This window comes from Stenotrophomonas sp. RS-48 (genome assembly GCF_030053245.1).
GTDB classification, from domain to species: domain Bacteria; phylum Pseudomonadota; class Gammaproteobacteria; order Xanthomonadales; family Xanthomonadaceae; genus Stenotrophomonas; species Stenotrophomonas maltophilia_P.
In genome coordinates, this window is record NZ_JASGBV010000008.1 from 1 (window position 1) to 19,134 (window position 19,134).

The window sequence follows — 19,134 nt, forward strand, 5'->3', positions numbered from 1 at the left end:
CGCTGCCGCACCGCCGGCCGAACCCGTGCAGGCAGCACCGGCAGCACCTGCGGCACCCACGAGCGAACAGACCGAAGATGCGCGCGCGCGCATCGAGACACTGCTCGGTGATGCGGCGCAGTACGAGAAGGTCTTCGATGCCTTCAGAACGGCGGTGGTCGGCGGTGATCGCGCGGCGGTCGTCGAGGAAATACGTTTCCCGTTGAACATCAGCGGCGGAAAGACGATCGCCGGACCGGGCGAATTCCAGCGCAGCTACGAGAAGATCATCACGCCGGCCGTGGTCAAGGCGGTGTCCGCACAGGATTTCGGCAAGGTGTTCGTCAACCAGCAGGGCGTGATGATCGGCGATGGCCAGGTGTGGTTGAGCGGCCAGTGCCTTGATGCGGCCTGCACCCGGACCGAAGTGAAGGTCATCACCATCCAGTGAGCGTGCGGGGTGACGGGCTCTGGCCCGCCACCCTGCGTTACCTGATCAGGTCTTCGGCGTGAGCTTGAGCAGGCGCGCCTTGCTGCCATCTTCAAGCAGCCACAGCGCGCCATCGGGCCCCTGTTCCACTTCACGGATGCGCTCACCCATGTTGAAACGTTCCGCCTCGCGCGCGTTGTCGCCCTCGAAGGCTACGCGCACCAGTGATGTGGAGGACAGGCCGCCGATGAAGCCGCTGCCCTTCCACTGCGGGAACAGGGTGCCGCTGTAGATGACGAAGCCCGCAGGCGAGATGACCGGCGTCCAGGTCACCTTCGGCGCGGCGAACTCCGGGCGCGTGTCGTGGTCGGGAATCGGCCGGCCGTCGTAGTGGTCGCCGTTGGAGACCACCGGGTAGCCGTAGTTGGCGCCCCGCACGATCAGGTTCAGTTCGTCTCCGCCCGCCGGTCCCATCTCATGCGCCCACAGCTTGCCGTTGGCATCGAAGGCCATGCCCAGGATGTTGCGATGGCCGAGCGACCACACCTGCGCAGCCACGCCGCCCTGTGACGCGAACGGATTGTCCGCCGGCAGGCTGCCATCGTCGTTGAGGCGGATGATCTTGCCGAGGTTGCCGCCCATGTCCTGCGCGGGGTCGAATTTCTGCCGTTCGCTGGAGCTGATCCAGAGCTTGCCGTCCGGACCGAACACCAGGCGATGGCCGTAGTGGCCCTGCCCGCTGACCTTCGGTGTCTGTCGCCAGATCACCTTCAGATCCTTGAGCTGGCCACCGCCGTCGGCGTCCAGGGCGAGCGTGGCGCGGGCCACCGCGGCCCCGCGGGTATCCAGCGTGCCTTCCTCCGCATAACTGACGTAAACGACCTGGTTGCGGGCGAAGTCGGGGTGCAGGATGACATCGCCGAAGCCGCCCTGGCCACCATAGGCGACCTTCGGTACGCCGGTGATCTCATGCTTCTGGCCGCTGGCCACGTCCAGGTGCTGCAGCTTGCCGCGCTTTTCGGTGACCAGCAGACTGCCATCGGGCAGGAAGGTCATTGCCCACGGTTGATCGAAACGGCTGACTTCCGTGGCGGTGAACGGCCGCTGGTCGGTTGCGGCCGAAGCCGCAGCCGGTGCAGCAGCGGTGGCGGCAGTACCGGCAGTAGCGGATGCAGGATCGGCGGCGTTGCAGGCAGTGGTGGCGAGAATCGGCGCCAGGCCGAGGGCAAGCAGCAGGGGCGTGCGGGTCATGGGAATCTCCAGGGCGGGGATGCGGATGGCCAAGCGTTCCCTTGTATACCACTGCGGGTGTGACCGTCGTGGCCCGAAGGTCCTGCTACCCCCTGTGCGACGTGGGGCGGATCGTCTAGGGTGGGCACGCCCGGGCAATGCATGCCCGTCTGTCTGCCAAGGATCTGCAATGCACACTGTTCCGACCCACAAGCCATCTCCCGCCTTCGTCGCCGCTTCGTGGGTGGCGCTGCTGCTTGGCGCGGTGGCTTATCTGATCGGCCTGTTCAACGCCGAAATGGCCCTGAACGAGAAGGGCTACTACCTGGCGTTGCTGCTTTATGGCCTGTTCGCGGCGGTATCGCTGCAGAAGAGCGTGCGCGACCGCGTGGAGGGCATCCCGGTCAGCGGCCTGTACTACGCGCTGTGCTGGTTCGCCCTGCTGTCGGCGCTGCTGCTGTTGCTGGTGGGCCTGTGGAATGCCACGTTGCTGTTGAGCGAGAAGGGCTTCTACGCCATGGCCTTCGCACTTGCGCTGTTCGGCGCGGTCGCGGTGCAGAAGAACACCCGCGACCTGATCGCCGCCAACGGCGGCAATGCACGCGGTCAGGCCGTGCCGCCGCTGCCGGAACAGGACTGACGCCCGGATTGCGCAGAGCCGGGACCATGCCCGGCTCTGCCGCAGTGCCGAAGGACAGCCGGGCATGGCCCGGCCGCAGCGGGGCGTGCCCTCAGGTGCCGCGCGGTACGCCCCGGTCCAGGCGCTGGTCGAGGTTGACCGCTTCTTCCCAGCCGCGGCGGACGGCGTTGCGGGCCTGCGCCCATTCCAGCCGGCTCTTGCCGCGCTCGCTCGCCCAGCGCGACTCGAGTTCGGCCTCCACCTCTTCGTACGCGCGGATCATGTCCTGCGCACGGGCAGCGTGGCCGATGCGATAGGCCGGCTCGTAGTCCTCGAAGAACAGCTGGTTGTCGTAATAGGGTTCAGCGGTGTAACGCTCGCGCCAGAAGTCGGAAACGGCCTGGCGCGGTGCGCTGTCATCCGGCACGCGGCCGGGGATCTGGTACTCGGGGCTCATCGATCGGGCTCCGTGGTGGATGAGCTTCGATCATGCCGCCATGGCGGTTAACGGTCCGGTCCGCTCGCGTGAAGGGAAGGTGTCCTCCATCCGCGCCGTCGCTGCCGATCATCAGGCGCCTAGGTCCTTGCGCGGCAGTTTGTAGATCACTGCGCCGATGGCGAAGGCGACCAGCGCGGCGGCGATGTTCTGCCAGCTGGCACTGGCGAACAGGGCCAGGCAGAGCAGCAGGGCCAGGACCGGAATCAGCGGCCCGCCCGGCAGCTTCAGTGCGCCCGGCCGGTCGGCGTAGCGCTTGGCCAGCACCAGCACGGCCGCCGCGGTTCCGATGTAGGCGAACAGTCGCGTGGTCATCGACAGCAGCGCCAACTGCACGAACGAACCGGACAGCGCCAGGCCGAGGGCGATCAGCCCCTGGCAGAAGATCGCGGCAGCCGGTGTGCGGAAGCGCGGATGGACCTGCGCGAGGATCTTCGGCCCGTAGCCATCGCGGGCAAGCGCGAACAGGAAGCGCGGGCCCATCATCATCGTATTGCTGTTGGTGCCGAGGATGGAGATGGTCGCGCCGACGGTCAGGATCAACGCCAGTGCCTCACCGCCGAATCCGGCCGCGGCATCGGCCAGCGGTGTCGGCGACGACGCAAGCCCGGCCAGGGTGCCCTGCGCCACCACCTGCACCGCGCCGTAGATGACGGTGACGGTGATGATCATGGTGATCAACGCGAATGGAATGTCGCGACGGGGATTGCGGTACTCGCCGGCTGCCGCCGGGATGTTCTCGAAACCAGCGTAGGCATACAGCAGCAACAATGCGGCCTCACCCATGCGCTGCAGGTCGTGCGGGTCCGGGCGCTGGCCGGAGAACGCCAGCTGCGGATCGATGTAGAACGCGCCGATGGCCACGAACAGCAGCAGCGGCAGCATCTTGCCGATCACCAGCACGATGCCGGTGCGGGCCGCCGAGCGCACGCCGATGATGTTCACGCCGGTCAGGAAACCCAGCGACAGCACGATCACGGCAAGGCGACCCGTGCCGGCCCCGGCCCAGGGCCAGAAGCGCGCGACCGCATCGGCCAGCGCATTGCTGAGTGCGGCCGCCGAGCTGATACGGGTCAGCCAGATCATCCAGCCGATCTCGAAGCCGGCGAAGCGGCCAAAGGCTTCGCGGGCATACAGATAGCTGCCGCCGGGTTCATCGAAGTAACTGGCGGCCTGCGCGTAGCACAGCACCAGCAGGGCCACCACGATGCCGGCGGCGACCACGCCCCACAGGCTGAAGGGGCCCAGCAGGGCGACGGTGGCCGCCGGCAGCAGATAGATGCCGCTGCCGATCACGTCGTTGATCGACAGGCCGACGATCTGCCAGCGGCTGACCGCGCGCTGCAGCTGCGGTTCGTCCGGGGCGCTCAACGCAACGCTCCGGTCAGGGCCGGCAGCTGCCACGGCCCCTGCAGGTTGTCGTACTCCGTCTTGGGCAGCAGGACGAAGACCGCGCGCGTGTCCGGCTTCAGCCAGGCCAGCAGGGCCGTCATGTGGCGCGGCTCCATTGCCGTACAGCCGGCCGTGGCCTCGCCCGGTTTGCGCCAGAGGTGGGCGAAGATGCAACTTCCCTTGCCCGGCCTGCGGCTGCTGTTGTGCTCGATCACGAAGCCCTCGCGGTAGCGAACATCGCCCTTGTTGTGCAGGTCCAGCCGCATCGGTTCGGTGGAGCCTTCTACTGCGGCGGTACCTACGTCCGCCGCATCGACGATGCGGTTGTAGTAGCGCGAGGCGGGTACATCCATGCAGTAGTGGCTGGCCGTCATCGGCAGATACGGCATCGCGCTGGCGATCGTCGGCGCGTAGCCGAACGCGGGGCCGATATCGAAGACGCCGGCCGGACTGCGCCCGTCGCCTTCCGTCTTCTGCGGCCCCTGGTTGTGCAGCGACGCACGGCCCACGCCCCACGCGCTGCCCTCACGCCCCACGGCCACGGTGAAGGCCGGGCCGTGCGGGCGCCACGTGTCGTCGCTGCTCCTGCGCTCATAGGCCTGCAGCCGGCCCTGGGTGGCATCCCAGCTGTCGGTGACCACCACGATGGCCTGCAGACTGCGCGCCATCGGCGGCAGCGGGGTGAGCGCGCCGGCCGGCAGCGCGGTGGCCAGAGCGGTGACAGCGAGGGCGGTACGCAGCAGCGGCAGCATCGTGGACTCCAGTGAACCAGGGGTCGATCAGGCGTCGATCAGGTGTTCGATCCGTTCCAGGTTCACCCCGAGCTGGCGGTGGCGGTCCGGGTTGGCATGGCACAAAAGCACGAAGACGAAGTCGAGCAGGGACTGCAGTGAAGCACGGTACAGCAGCTGCGCCACGTGCGGTGCGGGGTCATGGGCGCAGACCACCAGTGACTGGTCGGCATGTGCGCGCAGTGGGTTGGCGGTGTGGCGGGTGATCGACACCACCTTCCCGCCCACGTCCTGGAACTGCCGCGACAGCTGGAACAGCTGCGGCAGCTTGCCGAACTCGGAGAACACCAGCATGGCATCACCGGCCCGCGCCGCTGACAGGTTGGCCATCATCAGGATCGGATCGGCATGGTGCACGGTCAGCATGCCCAGCAGCGACAGTCGCATGGCGAACTCGCGCGCGTACAGGCCGTCATCGCCAAGGCCGTACACGAACACTTTGGGCGCCCTGTCGAGCAGTCGCACGATGGCCTCCACATCAGCCTGCGCATTGGCCAGGCTGGTCTCTTCCTCGGCGGCTGCCCGGCTCAGGCGCAGGCGCCCGGCGATGTCGGCGTAGTCATCGGCGCTCGGCGACGGCGGGCGTGCCTGCGGATCGTGGCCGGCGCGCGCCACGTCCTGGCCGATCGAGTACTTCAGGTCCGGGTAACCCTTGAAGCCCAGCTTCTGGCTGAACTTCACCACGCTGGACTGGCTGATGCCCAGCGCGCTGGCCAGCTGCTGCGACGAGTAGTCGCGCAGCAGGTGCGCGTTGTCGAGGATGAAGTCGGCGATGCGGCGTTCGATGGCCGACATCTGCCCGCGCTCGGAGCGGATTTTCACCAGGGGTGGCATGGGGCTCAGCGTGGGTCCGGTTGCAGGAAGGGTAAGCGGGATCAACGGTCGGCGGTAGCGCCCGTGCAGCGGCCTACCAGCGCGGCGGCGTGATCATCTCCAGCCCGCGCACCTCGGTGATTCCCAGCCCCGGCGCATCGCTGATGGTGATCTCCGACTCGTTGAAGTTGACCCCGCCGCTGACCGGGTCGAACTGGCCCAGCGAAGGGCCGTCCAGGTCGACCTTGGTGATCACATCACTCCTGGCCACGGCCAGGTGCACGGCCGCGGCCACGCTGATGCTCGATTCGATCATGCAGCCGATCATGCACGGCACGCCGTAGATGCCGGCGATGTCGGCGATGCGGATGGCATTGGACAGGCCACCGGTCTTCATCAGCTTGATGTTGATGATGTCCGCCGCGCGCTGCTGGATCAGGTCCATCACCTGGCTGGGACTGAACACGCTCTCATCGGCCATGACCGGCGTGTTGACCCGGTCGGTCACGTACTTCAGACCACTGATGTCGGCGGCCTTCACCGGCTGCTCCAGCAGCTCCAGCACCACGCCGGCATCCTCCAGCGTGCGCATCGCGTGCACCGCCTGCTTGGCGGTCCAGCCCTGGTTGGCGTCCAGGCGCAGCAGGGCGCGGCCTTCAACCGCCGCGTGGATCGCCTTGACCCGCTCGATGTCCAGGCCGATGTCCTTGCCGACCTTGATCTTCAGCGACTCGAAGCCACGCTCGATCGCCGACAGCGAATCGGCCACCATCTTGTCGATGTAGTCCACGCTGATGGTGATGTCGGTGGTGATGACCGGGTCGCCGCCGCCGAGCATCTGGTACAGCGGCGCACCATGCAGCTGCGCCCACAGGTCGTACAGGGCGATCTCCACTGCGGCCTTGGCGCTGGTATTGCGCTCCATCGACGTCTGCACCAGCCCGCACAGGCGGTTGAGGTTGGCAACGTCCTGCCCGATCAGGCGTGGAGCGATGAAGTGGCGGATCGCTTCGATGATCGAGCCATGCGTATCACCGGTGATCACGGCGGTGGCCGGCGCCTCGCCGTACCCGGTGTGGCCGCTGTCGGTGCGGATCAGCACCACCACGTCCTCCACGGTTTCCACGGTACGCAGGGCGGTCTTGAAGGGGGTCTTCAGCGGCACGCGCAGCATGCCCAGTTCAATGGCGGTGATCTTCATTCAGGGGTCTTGGCCCGCAGGCGCTGGATGTTGGTGATGCGGTCGATGTAGCGGACCGTGTCGCTGGCCATCATCGGCTCCAGCGGCGTGACCGAAACACCATTGAGATGGGCCTGCACACGCGTGCCGTCGGCGCCGAACCAGCTGCCGCCGGCCGTATCGTGGATGACCCAGGTGCGGCCGTCGACGTGGCCGATGGCCATCATCACATGGCCGGGGATGTAGACCAGATCACCGACCTGCAGGCCGGTGACGGCACGTTCGCGCGCGGCCTTGCCATCCCTGCTGGTGAACGGCAGGCGATCCAGTGCCGGGCTGATCGCCTGGGCGCTGGTATTGCGCGGCAGCAGCACGCCGAAGCTGCGGTAGATTTCCGAAACGAAGCCGCTGCAGTCGCGGGTATCGTAGTCATGGCCCCAGCCATAGCGCTCACCCAGGAACTTGAACGCCTGCTGCAACAGCCGTCGAGGGGTCAGCGGCAGGTAATCGGCGGCCGTGTCCTGCGAGCGCGGCAGCAGTGCCGGAACCAGCTTCAGTCGTCCATCGGCCTCGCGCACGGGCAGCTGCACCACCCATGAGGCGTGGGCCTGCTGGCCGTTGACCGGCGTGGCCGCAGGCCAGTCGGCCAGCACCGGCAGGCGCACGCCCATGTCCAGCTGCAGGCGCGAGACGCGCGGCTCTTCCGGCGTGTAGACGGTGTGCGCGGTGGCGCCGGTGACGATGCGGTACGGGCCGGCGCTGCCATAGCGGAGCACGCTGGTCTTGTCGCCGGTGGCCACGGCGTCCGTTTCGATCCATGCACTGTAACGCTCGCTGTGCACGAACAACCAGCGGCCATCGGTGCTGCGATGGACCACGGCGACCTTGTCACCGGGGAACAGCGCCGATTCCTGGAAGCGATCGATATCGGTATCGCCCACCGTGCTGAAGACCCGCTCGCGGGTCGGGAAGGTGCGCAGTGCGGCACGCTTCACCACCAGCCCGTAGTCGGGCGCCACCTGTGCGGGAATCGCATCCAGGCCGAGGTTGGCTTCGATGGCCTTGCGCACTGCCGGTGCGATCGCCTGCCCCTTGGCGTTGTAGAGCGTACGCGTGGGCCAGCTCGACAGCGCCGTGATGCTGCTGCGTACCTGTGCCGCATCCAGCTGGGCGGGCAGGGCGGCGATGTCCTGGATATGGACATCCTCTGCGCGCATCCGTGCGTTCTGCGCCTGGATCTGTGCGCGGTCGAGGATCGGCGCATCGGCATCGTCCAGCCGGGCGGCCCAGTAGTCCGGGGTCAGGTAAGCCTCGTGCAGACCGATCACATACGGCAGCGGCGCGCCCGGATCGGGCGCGGCAGCCTGCACGAAGGCCGGTGCGGCGAACAGGCACAGGGCCAGGGTCAACCGGCGCGGCCACTGCCGGCGCGGTTCGCGGGAAGCCAGGATCATGCGCAGCACACCCTCCTCGAATGCCTTAAGGAATATTTATTCCTTTCGCCTGCGAAAGCAAGAATAAATTATTGACCGGTCCTCCGGCCCGTGTTACACAGCCGTTACCACCCGCGCTTGGGAAGTGTCGCTGTGGATCCTGCCGTTCGCAAACCGCGTCTGCCTGCCGCCGCCGGCCTGTGTGCCGCGCTGCTGCTGTGGGCGTCGGCCACGCACGCGGCAGACGCGCGCGACAGCCGGCAGCTGCAGGTGATCGACCTGATCGACAGCGGGCGCTTCAGCGACGCCCAGGCGCTGCTGGCGACCGGGCGCGATGCTGCCGAAGACGCATTCCAGCGCGAGCGCATGCGCCGCATCCGCCTGGATTTTTCTCTCGACGAAGCGGCGGCCAAAGCGGCGGTGCGTCGCTGGATTCCGGATCTGACCGACGAGGAGTTCGCGCGCTGGGACCAGCTGGGGCTGATCGAGCACCTCGATATCGATGGCAGGCGCGCGTACTTCAAGCGCGCGCCCTCGAACCTGTTCCTGCTCAGCGATGAAGCGCGTGCACGCCGCCGCGCCGATGCACCGATGCCGTCTCCGGGCCCGAATGAAGTGCTCAACGCGCACCACGCACGTGTCGTTGCTGCTGCCGGTCAAAGCGGCCAGGGCTCGGTGCTGCCGCAGCGCATCGCGTTCACGCAGTCGCTCACGGTCAAGGCCGATGCGGTCCCGGCGGGCGAAACCGTTCGCGCCTGGATTCCCTATCCGCGCGAGATTCCGGGCCAGCAGGAGCGCGTGCAATGGCTTGGCAGTACACCGGACAAAGCACGCGTGGCACCCGCCGGTACCCTGCAGCGCACCGCCTATCTGGAAGCGAAGGCCGTCGCCGGGCAGCCCACGCGCTTCGAGATCCGTTATGCGGTCACCCTGTTCGCCCGCCACACGGCAATCGATCCGGCCCGGGTGCAGCCGACACCGGCCGACGCCGCGCTGCAGCCTTACCTGAGCGAACACTTGCCGCATGTGCGTTTCACGCCGGCATTGAAACTGTTTTCCGACCAGGTGCTGCAGGGCGAAACACGCCCCTACGAGATCGTGCGCAGGCTGTTCGCGGCGGTCGATCGCATCCCATGGGCCGGCGCACGCGAGTATTCCACCCTCAGCAACATCAGCGACTACGCGCTGCGTGCCGGCCATGCCGACTGCGGCCAGCAGACGCTGCTGCTGATCGCGCTGCTGCGCATGAACGGCATTCCCGCACGCTGGCAGTCGGGCATGGTGTTCTCCGACGATGGCAGCGGCTACAACAACCTGCATGACTGGGGACAGGTCTATCTGGCGCCGTATGGCTGGCTGCCGATGGATGTGACCACCGGTGCACTGGCCAGCGATGTACCTGCGCTGCGCGATTTCTACCTGGGTGGCCTCGACGGCTACCGCATCGCCTTCAACGACGATTTCGGCCAGCCGTTCGTGCCGGCCAAACAGCATTTCCGCTCGGAAACGGTCGACTCGCAGCGCGGCGAGGCCGAGTGGGCAGGCGGCAACCTGTACTTCGACCAATGGAGCTACGACTTCCAGTGGCAGGTACTGCCCGCCGGGCAACGCTAGCGCGACACACCACCATCGGCACCATTCAATTCTTGCAGGAGAGAGCAGGGGATGAAGGCATACAACATCAAGCGGGCGGCGCTGTGCGTCGCCCTGGGTACCTGTCTGGGCGTGATCGCGCCCGGCGCCTTCGCGCAGGATGGCTCCGTCGCCGGCCGGCTGGTCAGCGATGCCGGCCAGGTTCCCGCCGGCGCCACGGTCACGGTGCGCAATCCGGCCACCGGCTTCGTCCGCTCGGTACAGGCCGATGCCAACGGCAGCTATCGCATTCCGCTGCTGCCGGTGGGCACCTATGAGATGGAGGTGAGCCTGCCCGGCGGCGGTGCCAGCCGCGTCGGCCAGGTCACCGTCGGCCTGGGCAGCGCAACCACCGTCAATGTGCCGCTGGGTGCGGTCAGTACCCTGGGAACGGTGGAGGTGCGCGCGCCGCAGGTGGTATCGATGGTGGATGTGAAGTCCACCGAATCGGCCACCAACATCACCCGCGAGGAGCTGTCGCGCCTGCCGGTGGACCGTGACATCACCGCCGTCGCGCTGCTGGCGCCGGGCGCAGTGAAGGGCAAGGGCTCGCTGGGCGGGCAGGGCATTTCGTTCGGCGGCTCGTCAGTGGCCGAGAACACCGTGTACATCAATGGACTGAACGTCACCGACTTCTACAACCGGGTGGGCTTCTCGTCAGTACCGTTCTCCTTCTACCAGGAGTTCCAGGTCAAGACCGGAGGCTATTCGGTGGAGTTCGGGCGCAGCACCGGTGGCGTCATCAACGCCGTCACCCGCTCGGGCAGCAACGACTTCAAGGCCGGTGCCGAGCTGGTGTTCGAACCCCGCGCGTGGCAGTCGCAGGCCCGCGACCGCTATGACGGCCAAGGCAGCCGCTACATCACCGCCAGCCGCGACGACTACAGCCGCAGTGCGCTCAACGTGTTCGCCTCCGGTGCCCTGGTCCAGGACCGGCTGTTCTTCTTCGGCATGTACGAGGCCCGTGACTACCGGCCAACCTCGACCAACGATGCCGGTACGCGCCTGAGCCAGGGCAAGGCCGATGACCCGTTCTGGGGCGGCAAGATCGACTGGCAGATCACCGACAACCAGATGCTGTCGCTGTTCGGCTTCTCGGACAAGAGCAAGACGCTTACCGATGTCTACAACTACGACTATGCCAGTGGCCAGACGGTAGGCGAGCGCAGCAACCAGATCTACAACACCGTGGGCGGCAGGAACTGGTCGGGCACCTACAGCTGGCAGGTCAACAACGACCTGACCATGAAGCTGATGTATGGCGAGAACAAGCGCAACCGCGCGCAGAGCTCGTTGATGGACGAAAACTGCAACCGCGTGTTCGACAACCGTACCGCCAGCCAGGGCGTGCCCTCGCAGCTGCAGGGCGACCGCAGCTGCACCAGCAGCTCGCTGCTGGAATCGGCACTGGATACGCGCAAGGCCGCACGCGCCGACTTCGAGTGGACCCTGGGCGACCATCTGCTGCGCTTCGGCCTGGACCGCGAAGAGAACACCTCCGACTACAGCCGCGCCTATCCCGGTCCGGGTGGTTTCCGCTACGACATCTACTACCGCACGCCGGGCAGCTCGCTCAATGGGGGCATCGTGCCGGCCAGTGGCCTGGTCGCGCGCACCCGCCGGTATGAAGTGGATGGCTCGTTTGAAACCATCAACTCGGCGTATTACCTGGAAGACAACTGGCAGGTCACCCCGAACCTGCTGCTGAACATGGGCCTGCGCCTGGAAGCCTTCGACAACAAGGGCGGCGACGGCAGCAGCTACATCAAGATCGACGACATGCTGGCCCCGCGCCTGGGCTTCGCGTGGGACGTGCGCGGTGATGGCACCACCAAGGTGTTCGGCAACCTTGGCCGTTACTTCCTGCCGGTGGCCAACGTCATCAACATCAAGCAGGCCGGTGGCTTCCTGGACGAACGCACCTGGTACGAATTCCTCGGCTATAGCGGTGCCGCCAACAACGTGCCGAACCTGGGGGCACAGATCGGGCCGGTCGACAATTCGCAGGGTGATGGCAGCGTGCCGGACCTGCGTGCCGAAGTGAACCGGGACATGGACCCGGTCTACCAGGACGAGGCGATCCTCGGCTTCCAGCAGATGATCAACGAAGCCTGGTCGGTCGGTGCCAGCGTGACCTATCGGCGCCTGCACAACGCCATCGATGACATGAACATCACCGCCACCGGCCAGTGCGGTGCCATCGACAGCATCTGGATCATGGGCAATCCCGGGCGCAGCAATACCGTCTGGGGCGATACCAACTGCGACGGCAGCAACGACGGCTGGATCAGCATCGATACGTCGAAGGAAGGCTGGGCGCTGTATGACGATGACGGCAACTATGTTGGCCAGCGCGGCTGGGTGAAGCCCAAGCGCGACTACAAGGCGCTGGAGCTGCAGGTCGATCGCGCCTGGGATGGCAAGTGGGGCTTCAATGCGTCCTATACGCTGGCCTACGGCCGTGGCAACGCCGAAGGCCCGGTCAACTCCGATACCGACTTCGCCGATGCCGGTCGTACCGAGAACTTCGACAACCCCTGGGTGAACTACGGCGGCTATGGCTACCTGGCCAATGACCGGCGGCATCAGTTCAAGTTCCGTGGCAGCTATGCGTTGACCGAGAACCTGAGCGTGGCGGCGACGCTGGGCGTGCAGTCGGGCAGCCCGATCACCCGCTTCGGCGCCGGCAATCCGTTCGACGACACCGACTTCCACAGCTATTACGTGTGCGTCTCCAACTGCCAGGCGAGCGTGCCGTCCGAGCGCGTGTTCGTGCATTCCCCGCGCGGTGGCGATGGCCGCACGCCGTGGACCTACGACCTCGACGTCAGCGTGTCGTACAAGGTGCCGATCCCAACCGACCTGCGCCTGAAGCTGGCGGTGTACAACGTACTCAACCAGCAGCGTGTGGTGACGGTGGACCAGGACTACGAGCCGCAGGACAGCATCGGTACGCCGAACCCGCTGTATCGTTATGGCACCGGCTTCCAGTCGCCGCGCTATGCGCAGCTGACGGTGACCTGGAGCTACTGACGGTGTGCCCGCGCCGCTCGAAGGGGCGGCGCGGGCAATGACACAAGGGAGCGGGCCTGTGCTTCAGCTGATCGTCCTTGCTGCACTTGCCACCTCGCCTGCTGCGCCGGCGGAGCCCGCGCGCTTTGATGCCGATATCGCCACCGTTGTCGCACGCGAGCACCTGCCTGGGATGGCGGTGGCGGTGGTGGACCAGGGACAGGTGGTGTACCGCCATGCCAAGGGCATGCGGGGTGATGGCGGTCGCATTGATGAGGACACGCTGTTCAAGATCGCCTCCAACAGCAAGGCGATGACCGCCGCGCTGCTGGCACGGCTGGTGCAGCAGGGCCGGCTGCGCTGGGATGACCCCGTGCAGCGGCATCTGCCCGGCTTCCGCATGCACGACGCCTGGGTAGGGCAACAGATGCAGGTGCGTGATCTGCTGATCCACAACAGTGGCCTGGGGCTGGGCGCCGGTGACCTGATGCTGTGGCCCGAGCCCAATGCCTTCACCCGCGCCGACATCATCGCCGGGCTTGCGCATCTGAAACCCGTCACCAGCTTCCGCAGCGGCTATGCCTACGACAACCTGATGTACGTGGTCGCCGGTGAAGTGGCTGCTGCCGCAGGGGGCAAGCCCTATGACCAGCTGATGCGTGAACAGGTGTTTGAACCGCTGGGCATGGCCCGTTGCCAGGTTGGCCGCTGGTCGGTGCGCGATGTCGGCAACGTCGCCCAGCCGCATGCGCGGCGCGACGGCCGCACGACGGTGGTCAACGCCGATGGTGAGATCAGCGCCGATCTGCCATCGATGGCAGCCGGCGGCATCCGCTGCTCGCTGCGCGACATGACGCGCTGGATGCAGGTCCTGCTGGATCCCGACCTTGTGCCGGACTGGCTGGACACGCCACAGCGGCGGGCACTGTGGACGCTGCACATGCCGATGCCGCTGGGTGACCTGCAGCGGCGCTGGGACAACGCACACGTGCATGGGTATGGCTACGGCTGGCGCCTGTCGGACATCGATGGCCACTGGAAGGTGGCGCATACCGGCACCCTGTCCGGCATGTATTCGTCGCTGGCCCTGCTGCCCGACCGTGGCATCGGCGTGGTGATCCTGATCAATGGCGAGGGCGAGCAGGCACGTACGGCGCTGATGCAGTCGGTCCTGAAGGCGTACACCGCGCCGCAGGACCGCAGGCGTGCCGCCGACTACCTTGATGAACTGGAGCGCGCGCAGGCGTCCAAGCGTGCGCAGGGGCATGTGGCGCCTTCGACGGAAGGTGCGCGCGCCGTATCCGGCACGGCCTTGCCGCAGTGGCAGGGCCGCTATGCGGATCCGTGGCTGGGAACCGCCTGGCTGTGCCCAGGCCCCGACGGCCTGCGGTTCCGCGTGGAGAAATCGCCTCGCCTGCAGGCCCGGGTGATGCAGCTGCAGCAGCGTTGGCTGCTGCGTTGGGATACGCTGGGTGAGGACGCGCAGGCGTGGCTGCAGCCCGGCGATGGCCCGGTGCCGTCCCTGCAACTGCGCGCGATCGACCCGGACATCGACTTCAGCTATGACTTCCAGGATCTGCATTTCACTCGCACTGGCGACTGCACTGGCGAGCCCCGCGCACGCCAGTGAGGCGCCGCGCATATCGTCGGCCACCGATGCGTCGCAGGCCGGGCTGGTGGAGATCCGCACGGTGTCGCCGGGAATCGAGCTGGACATCCGCTATGCCGGCGCCGGCAACTTCACGGGCGCACGCGTGCCTGGCTATGAAGCGCCGGCCTGTTATCTGCTGGAGCCGGTCGCGACCGCACTGGCACGGGTCGAAGCGGATCTGCGCGCGCAGGGCTTCGCTCTGCGCATCTACGACTGCTATCGCCCGGTGCGCGCGGTGCAGGCGTTCGTGGCCTGGGCACATGACCCCGCGGAGCAGTCACGCAAGTCACTGCAGTATCCGGATCTGGAAAAGCCGCAGCTGTTGAGCGAAGGCTACATCGCCGAGCGCTCGGGCCACAGTCGCGGCGCCACCGTGGACGTCGGCCTGCTGGCGTGCCGGCGCGACACGTGCACGCCGCTGGACATGGGCACCGATTTCGATTTCTTCGGTCCGCGGGCGCACACCGCGGCCGAAGGACTCAATGACGCACAGCGGGCCCACCGTGCCCGTCTGCTGCAGGCGATGGCCCGGCATGGCTTCAGCAACTATGCGCAGGAGTGGTGGCACTACACGCTGCAGCCCGAGCCGGACCCGATGACCGCCTACGACGTGCCCGTTCGATAGCAGTGCCGGCGGGTCCGCGCCGCCGAGACCCTCCGTCGTACACTGGCCGCCTTTCCCCTCCTGCGCACCCGATGAATCTTCCCCTGCATTTCGGCCTGCTCGGTACCCTGGAAGCTGGCGCCATCGCATTGCTGGTTGGCCTGCTGGTGTACCTGCTCTGGCATCGGCTGTGCCGCCTGCTGCACTGGACGGTAGGCCATGCCATCGGCTGGTCGTGCGTCATCGCCGTGGTGATCTCGGCCGGCATCGATGCATGGAAGCTCTTCTACATGGGAATCGTGCGGCTGGAGTCGCCGCTGTATGCGCGGTTGTTCCTGGCCACCATCCACGATCCGAACGAACTCGGCAGCCGCGTGGTGCTGGAGATTGCCGGAGCGCTCGCCGGTGTGGCGCTGGGATGGGTGTTGTTCAGTTCGCGGTCATCGTCCCAGAACGTCGACTGACGCAGGTTTTTCGTTGCCTGCGGGTTAAATCCAAGGGCGTTGAATGTTCGCCTTATGGGCCGATCACTCCACCCTAACCACCGCGCTAATGCATGCACGCCGGGCAGTGGTTAACCGCGCGTGTGGATGCCGGTCGCGGCGCAAAATCGATTCAGAAACGGCGTGGCAGGGTAGGTGCCGTGCGGAAACAACAGGCCGCGCAACACCACCCCAAGGAGACATCCCTGATGACCATTCGCAACCGCAAGCCCCTGATCTCCCTGATTGTCGCCGCCGGCAGCGTACTGGCCATTCCGGCCATGGCACAGACCGCGCAGCAGCAGGCCGCACAGGCGCAGAATGATGCAGCGCAGGCCCAGCAGGCCGCCGCGCAGGCAGGCCAGGCCGCGAACCAGGCCACTGACGCAGCGGCTGCCGCATCGGCGCAGGCCAGCGGCGGCGGCCAGACCTGGGCCAGCATCGATACCGACGGCAACGGCACCATCAGCAAGTCCGAGGCACAGGTCAACGCCGGCCTTGCCCAGGTGTTCGACCAGGCCGATGCCAACAAGGACGGCGAGCTGAGCGCCGATGAGTACAAGGCCTATGTGGCCGCCCAGCAGGCCGGTGCCGGCGGCGCCGCACAGGGCCGCTGATCCACCTTTGATTCGGGACAACCGGTGCATGGGTACCCGGGCGGCGTCAGCCGCCCGGGTTTTTTTCGCCCTCGCCGCGCCTGTATCCTTGTCCGATGAACACCTCCACGCCTGCGCCCGCGCGCGCCATCGGCCTGGTCGGTTTTGACGGTGACGACACGCTGTGGAAGAGCGAGGACTACTACCGCAAGGCCGAGCAGGACTACCTTGACCTGCTGTCGCGCTACATCGACGTGCACGACACCCAGACCGCCCGTCACCTGCTGGAAGTGCAGCAGCGCAACCTGGGCGTGTTCGGTTACGGCGTGAAAGGCATGGCGCTGTCGATGATCGAGGCGGCCATCGACATCACCGGCCAGCGCATCGAGGCCAGGGACATCCAGCGCATCCTCGACATCGGCCACGACACCCTGCGCCACCCGGTCGAGCTGATCGACGGTGTGCGTGAATCGGTGGCGGCCATCGCCGAGCACTATCCGGTGGTGCTGATCACCAAGGGCGACCTGTTCCACCAGGAAGCGAAGATCAACGTCGCCCGGCTGCATGAACTGTTCCCGCGCATCGAGATCGTCTCGGAGAAGGACCCGGCCACCTATGCCCGCGTGCTGGCCGAATTCGACCTGCCGATCGAGCGCTTCGTGATGGTCGGCAATTCGCTGCGCTCGGACATCGAGCCGGTGGTCACGCTCGGGGGCTGGGGCATCCATACGCCCTATGCGGTCACCTGGGCGCACGAGACCCAGCATGGCGTGGCCGACGACGAGCCGCGCATGGTCAGCGCCGATACCGCCTGGGACTGGCCGGCCGCACTGGCCGCGATCGAAGCCAAGGCCAGCGTCGCGGCCTGACAGGGCGCGACGGCTGCGGCAGAATCGGGGCATGAATGCTCGCCTGCTCACGCTGCTGATGCTCCTGCTGCTGGCGCCGGCCACCGTGCTGGCACAGCAGACGGCCGAACGCTCGGCAGCCTATGAGGTGGACACCGGCGACCGCTGGATCGACGCCCAGCTGCGCGACATCAACCACTACGCCGAGCGCTACCCCGATGCCTTCCTCGACGAGGTCTCGCGCTATGCCGATGTGCCGCGTGGCTATGTCAGTGCGCTGTTCAGCACCCACGGCTGGCAGGCGGGTGACCTGTACTTCGCCTGCTTCTGGGCCAAGGCCAGCGGCCAGACCTGCCGCGACAGCGTGCGTGCCTTCAGCCGTGACCCGGCCGGCGGCTGGCAGGCCGTGGTGAAGCGGATGCCCAAGGCACCGGACAATCTGCACTACCGCGCCGTGCGCCACGCCATCGTGGCCAGCTATGAGCATTGGGACCGGCCGATCACCCTGGATGCCACCCTGAAGCGCCAGCTCAACCGGTAGCGCCGGTCCGCTCCATGCTGCTCTGCATATCGCCGCCGGCCCCGCGCTCCGGCGACAATACGGGTCCGAGCTGTTCCCCGTTCCCGTAATCGAGTGACTGATGAGCGCCTCTTTCGTTTCGCCTGATGTGATCCGCCGCCTGTTCGCCCAGGCCATGTCCCGCATGTACCGCACCGAAGTGCCGCTGTACGGCACGCTGGTGGAACTGGTGGAGCGGATCAACGCGCAGGTGCTGGCGCAGGACCCTGCATTGGCTGCGCAGCTGCAGCGCAACGATGAGCGCGGCCGGCTGGACGAGGAGCGGCACGGCGCGATCCGCGTCGGCACCGTGCAGGAGCTGGCCACCCTGCGCCGCCTGTTCGCGGTGATGGGCATGTTTCCGGTCGGCTACTACGACCTGTCGGTGGCCGGTGTGCCGGTGCATTCCACCGCGTTTCGCCCGCTCACCGGTGCGGCGCTGGCGCAGAATCCGTTCCGCGTGTTCACCTCGCTGCTGCGCCTGGAACTGATCGAGGACGAGGCCCTGCGTGCGCAGTCGGCACAGATCCTGGCCCGCCGCCGCATCTTCACCGATGCCGCCCTGGCCCTGATCGACCAGGCCGAGCGCGATGGCGGGCTGTCGCAGCACGACGCCGAGCGCTTCGTGGCGGAGGCGCTGGAGACCTTCCGCTGGCACGGTGACGCCACCGTCGACCTGCCGACCTACCATGCGCTGCACCAGGCACACCGGCTGGTGGCCGACGTGGTCAGCTTCCGTGGCCCGCACATCAACCACCTGACCCCGCGCACGCTGGACATCGATGCCGCGCAGGCAGCGATGATCGAGCAGGGGATGGCCGCCAAGGCGGTCATCGAAGGTCCGCCGCGCCGCGCCTGTCCGATCCTGCTGCGGCAGACCAGTTTCAAAGCGCTGGAAGAAGCCGTGCATTTCCCCGATGAGCAGGGCGGTGATGCCGGCACCCACACCGCGCGGTTCGGCGAGATCGAGCAGCGTGGCCTGGCCCTGACGCCGAAGGGGCGCGCGCTGTACGACCAGCTGCTGGCGCAGGCGCGCAACAGCGAAGGTGCCGGCAGTACCGGTGGCGACTATGGCCAGCGCCTGCAGGCAGCGTTCGCAGCGTTCCCGGACGACCATGACACCCTGCGCCGCGAGGGTCTGGGCTACTTCCGCTATCAGCTGACCGAGGCCGGCCGCGCTGCGCCTGGCGGGATTGGTGACCTGCCGGCGGAAGCCCTGATCGCGGCGGGGCTGGTGGTGGCCGACCCGATCGTCTACGAGGATTTCCTGCCGGTCAGCGCCGCAGGCATCTTCCAGTCGAACCTGGGTGGCGAAGAGCAGCGCGCCTATGCCGCACATGCCAACCGCGAAGCGTTCGAGCAGGCGTTGGGCGTGCCGGTGAACGAT

The 19,134-nt window shown here is 67.0% G+C and carries 18 protein-coding genes; 11 read left to right on the top strand and 7 right to left on the bottom strand.

Annotation, left to right across the window (positions count from 1 at the left end; genetic code table 11):
* The coding region (locus QMZ25_RS01770; RefSeq protein ID WP_283219027.1) for a hypothetical protein at positions 1-430 on the top strand (430 nt) is incomplete at its 5' end.
* Positions 431-475: 45 nt separating this feature from the next.
* Here the strand turns inward: QMZ25_RS01770 and QMZ25_RS01775 are convergent.
* Positions 476-1,660, bottom strand: a complete 1,185-nt coding sequence (locus tag QMZ25_RS01775; protein WP_283219028.1) for a PQQ-dependent sugar dehydrogenase — start codon at positions 1,658-1,660, stop codon at positions 476-478.
* Positions 1,661-1,829: 169 nt separating this feature from the next.
* Between QMZ25_RS01775 and yiaA the strand changes: the two genes are divergently transcribed.
* Positions 1,830-2,279: an inner membrane protein YiaA gene (gene yiaA, locus QMZ25_RS01780; RefSeq protein ID WP_279942935.1), complete on the top strand. Its 450-nt coding sequence runs from the start codon at positions 1,830-1,832 to the stop codon at positions 2,277-2,279.
* A gap of 91 nt (positions 2,280-2,370) precedes the next feature.
* Here yiaA and QMZ25_RS01785 read toward each other — a convergent pair whose 3' ends face one another.
* The 6 genes from QMZ25_RS01785 to QMZ25_RS01810 all read right to left on the bottom strand — a co-directional run bounded on the left by QMZ25_RS01785 (position 2,371) and on the right by QMZ25_RS01810 (position 8,384).
* Complete coding sequence (locus QMZ25_RS01785; RefSeq protein ID WP_053519473.1) at positions 2,371-2,715, bottom strand: hypothetical protein; 345 nt, start codon at positions 2,713-2,715, stop codon at positions 2,371-2,373.
* A gap of 111 nt (positions 2,716-2,826) precedes the next feature.
* Complete coding sequence (locus QMZ25_RS01790) at positions 2,827-4,125, bottom strand: amino acid permease (protein WP_283219029.1); 1,299 nt, start codon at positions 4,123-4,125, stop codon at positions 2,827-2,829.
* Positions 4,122-4,898 carry a L,D-transpeptidase family protein gene (locus QMZ25_RS01795; RefSeq protein ID WP_128988080.1) on the bottom strand — a complete coding sequence of 259 codons (777 nt, stop codon included), beginning with the start codon at positions 4,896-4,898 and terminating at the stop codon, positions 4,122-4,124. Before QMZ25_RS01795 ends, QMZ25_RS01790 begins: the two co-directional genes overlap by 4 nt.
* 27 nt (positions 4,899-4,925) lie before the next feature.
* Positions 4,926-5,771, bottom strand: coding sequence for a MurR/RpiR family transcriptional regulator (locus QMZ25_RS01800; RefSeq protein ID WP_065175430.1), 846 nt, complete (start codon positions 5,769-5,771; stop codon positions 4,926-4,928).
* A 73-nt stretch (positions 5,772-5,844) separates the two neighbouring features.
* Positions 5,845-6,951, bottom strand: a complete 1,107-nt coding sequence (locus QMZ25_RS01805; RefSeq protein WP_111186635.1) for a dipeptide epimerase — start codon at positions 6,949-6,951, stop codon at positions 5,845-5,847.
* Complete coding sequence (locus QMZ25_RS01810; protein WP_283219030.1) at positions 6,948-8,384, bottom strand: SH3 domain-containing protein; 1,437 nt, start codon at positions 8,382-8,384, stop codon at positions 6,948-6,950. The genes QMZ25_RS01805 and QMZ25_RS01810 overlap by 4 nt, the downstream gene beginning before the upstream one ends.
* 132 nt (positions 8,385-8,516) lie before the next feature.
* Between QMZ25_RS01810 and QMZ25_RS01815 the strand changes: the two genes are divergently transcribed.
* The 9 genes from QMZ25_RS01815 to QMZ25_RS01855 form a co-directional block, all read left to right on the top strand.
* Positions 8,517-9,977: a transglutaminase-like domain-containing protein gene (locus tag QMZ25_RS01815; RefSeq protein WP_279942931.1), complete on the top strand. Its 1,461-nt coding sequence runs from the start codon at positions 8,517-8,519 to the stop codon at positions 9,975-9,977.
* A gap of 51 nt (positions 9,978-10,028) precedes the next feature.
* A complete protein-coding gene (locus QMZ25_RS01820; RefSeq protein WP_283219031.1) occupies positions 10,029-13,028 on the top strand; it encodes a TonB-dependent receptor in 3,000 nt (999 codons plus the stop codon).
* Positions 13,029-13,086: 58 nt separating this feature from the next.
* Complete coding sequence (locus tag QMZ25_RS01825) at positions 13,087-14,637, top strand: serine hydrolase domain-containing protein (protein ID WP_283219032.1); 1,551 nt, start codon at positions 13,087-13,089, stop codon at positions 14,635-14,637.
* On the top strand, positions 14,570-15,283 hold the full coding sequence (locus QMZ25_RS01830) for a M15 family metallopeptidase (protein ID WP_262218529.1): 714 nt from the start codon (positions 14,570-14,572) through the stop codon (positions 15,281-15,283). Before QMZ25_RS01825 ends, QMZ25_RS01830 begins: the two co-directional genes overlap by 68 nt.
* Before the next feature lie 71 nt (positions 15,284-15,354).
* Positions 15,355-15,726, top strand: coding sequence for a hypothetical protein (locus QMZ25_RS01835; RefSeq protein ID WP_053519653.1), 372 nt, complete (start codon positions 15,355-15,357; stop codon positions 15,724-15,726).
* 227 nt (positions 15,727-15,953) lie between these two features.
* Positions 15,954-16,361, top strand: a complete 408-nt coding sequence (locus tag QMZ25_RS01840; protein WP_283219033.1) for an EF-hand domain-containing protein — start codon at positions 15,954-15,956, stop codon at positions 16,359-16,361.
* Between the two features lie 95 nt (positions 16,362-16,456).
* Positions 16,457-17,209 carry an HAD family hydrolase gene (locus QMZ25_RS01845; RefSeq protein ID WP_053519655.1) on the top strand — a complete coding sequence of 251 codons (753 nt, stop codon included), beginning with the start codon at positions 16,457-16,459 and terminating at the stop codon, positions 17,207-17,209.
* A gap of 31 nt (positions 17,210-17,240) precedes the next feature.
* On the top strand, positions 17,241-17,729 hold the full coding sequence (locus QMZ25_RS01850) for a hypothetical protein (protein ID WP_053519656.1): 489 nt from the start codon (positions 17,241-17,243) through the stop codon (positions 17,727-17,729).
* A 100-nt stretch (positions 17,730-17,829) separates the two neighbouring features.
* Positions 17,830-19,134, top strand: a 1,305-nt coding sequence (locus QMZ25_RS01855) for a VOC family protein (protein WP_283219034.1), incomplete at its 3' end; no start/stop codon positions are given.

Coding starts and splice junctions, on each gene's coding strand:
- QMZ25_RS01775 (WP_283219028.1), bottom strand. CDS start 1,660: ATGACCCGCACGCCCCTGCTGCTTGCCCTCGGCCTGGCGCCGATTCTC.
- yiaA (WP_279942935.1), top strand. CDS start 1,830: ATGCACACTGTTCCGACCCACAAGCCATCTCCCGCCTTCGTCGCCGCT.
- QMZ25_RS01785 (WP_053519473.1), bottom strand. CDS start 2,715: ATGAGCCCCGAGTACCAGATCCCCGGCCGCGTGCCGGATGACAGCGCA.
- QMZ25_RS01795 (WP_128988080.1), bottom strand. CDS start 4,898: ATGCTGCCGCTGCTGCGTACCGCCCTCGCTGTCACCGCTCTGGCCACC.
- QMZ25_RS01800 (WP_065175430.1), bottom strand. CDS start 5,771: ATGCCACCCCTGGTGAAAATCCGCTCCGAGCGCGGGCAGATGTCGGCC.
- QMZ25_RS01805 (WP_111186635.1), bottom strand. CDS start 6,951: ATGAAGATCACCGCCATTGAACTGGGCATGCTGCGCGTGCCGCTGAAG.
- QMZ25_RS01810 (WP_283219030.1), bottom strand. CDS start 8,384: ATGATCCTGGCTTCCCGCGAACCGCGCCGGCAGTGGCCGCGCCGGTTG.
- QMZ25_RS01820 (WP_283219031.1), top strand. CDS start 10,029: ATGAAGGCATACAACATCAAGCGGGCGGCGCTGTGCGTCGCCCTGGGT.
- QMZ25_RS01830 (WP_262218529.1), top strand. CDS start 14,570: ATGACTTCCAGGATCTGCATTTCACTCGCACTGGCGACTGCACTGGCG.
- QMZ25_RS01835 (WP_053519653.1), top strand. CDS start 15,355: ATGAATCTTCCCCTGCATTTCGGCCTGCTCGGTACCCTGGAAGCTGGC.
- QMZ25_RS01840 (WP_283219033.1), top strand. CDS start 15,954: ATGACCATTCGCAACCGCAAGCCCCTGATCTCCCTGATTGTCGCCGCC.
- QMZ25_RS01845 (WP_053519655.1), top strand. CDS start 16,457: ATGAACACCTCCACGCCTGCGCCCGCGCGCGCCATCGGCCTGGTCGGT.
- QMZ25_RS01850 (WP_053519656.1), top strand. CDS start 17,241: ATGAATGCTCGCCTGCTCACGCTGCTGATGCTCCTGCTGCTGGCGCCG.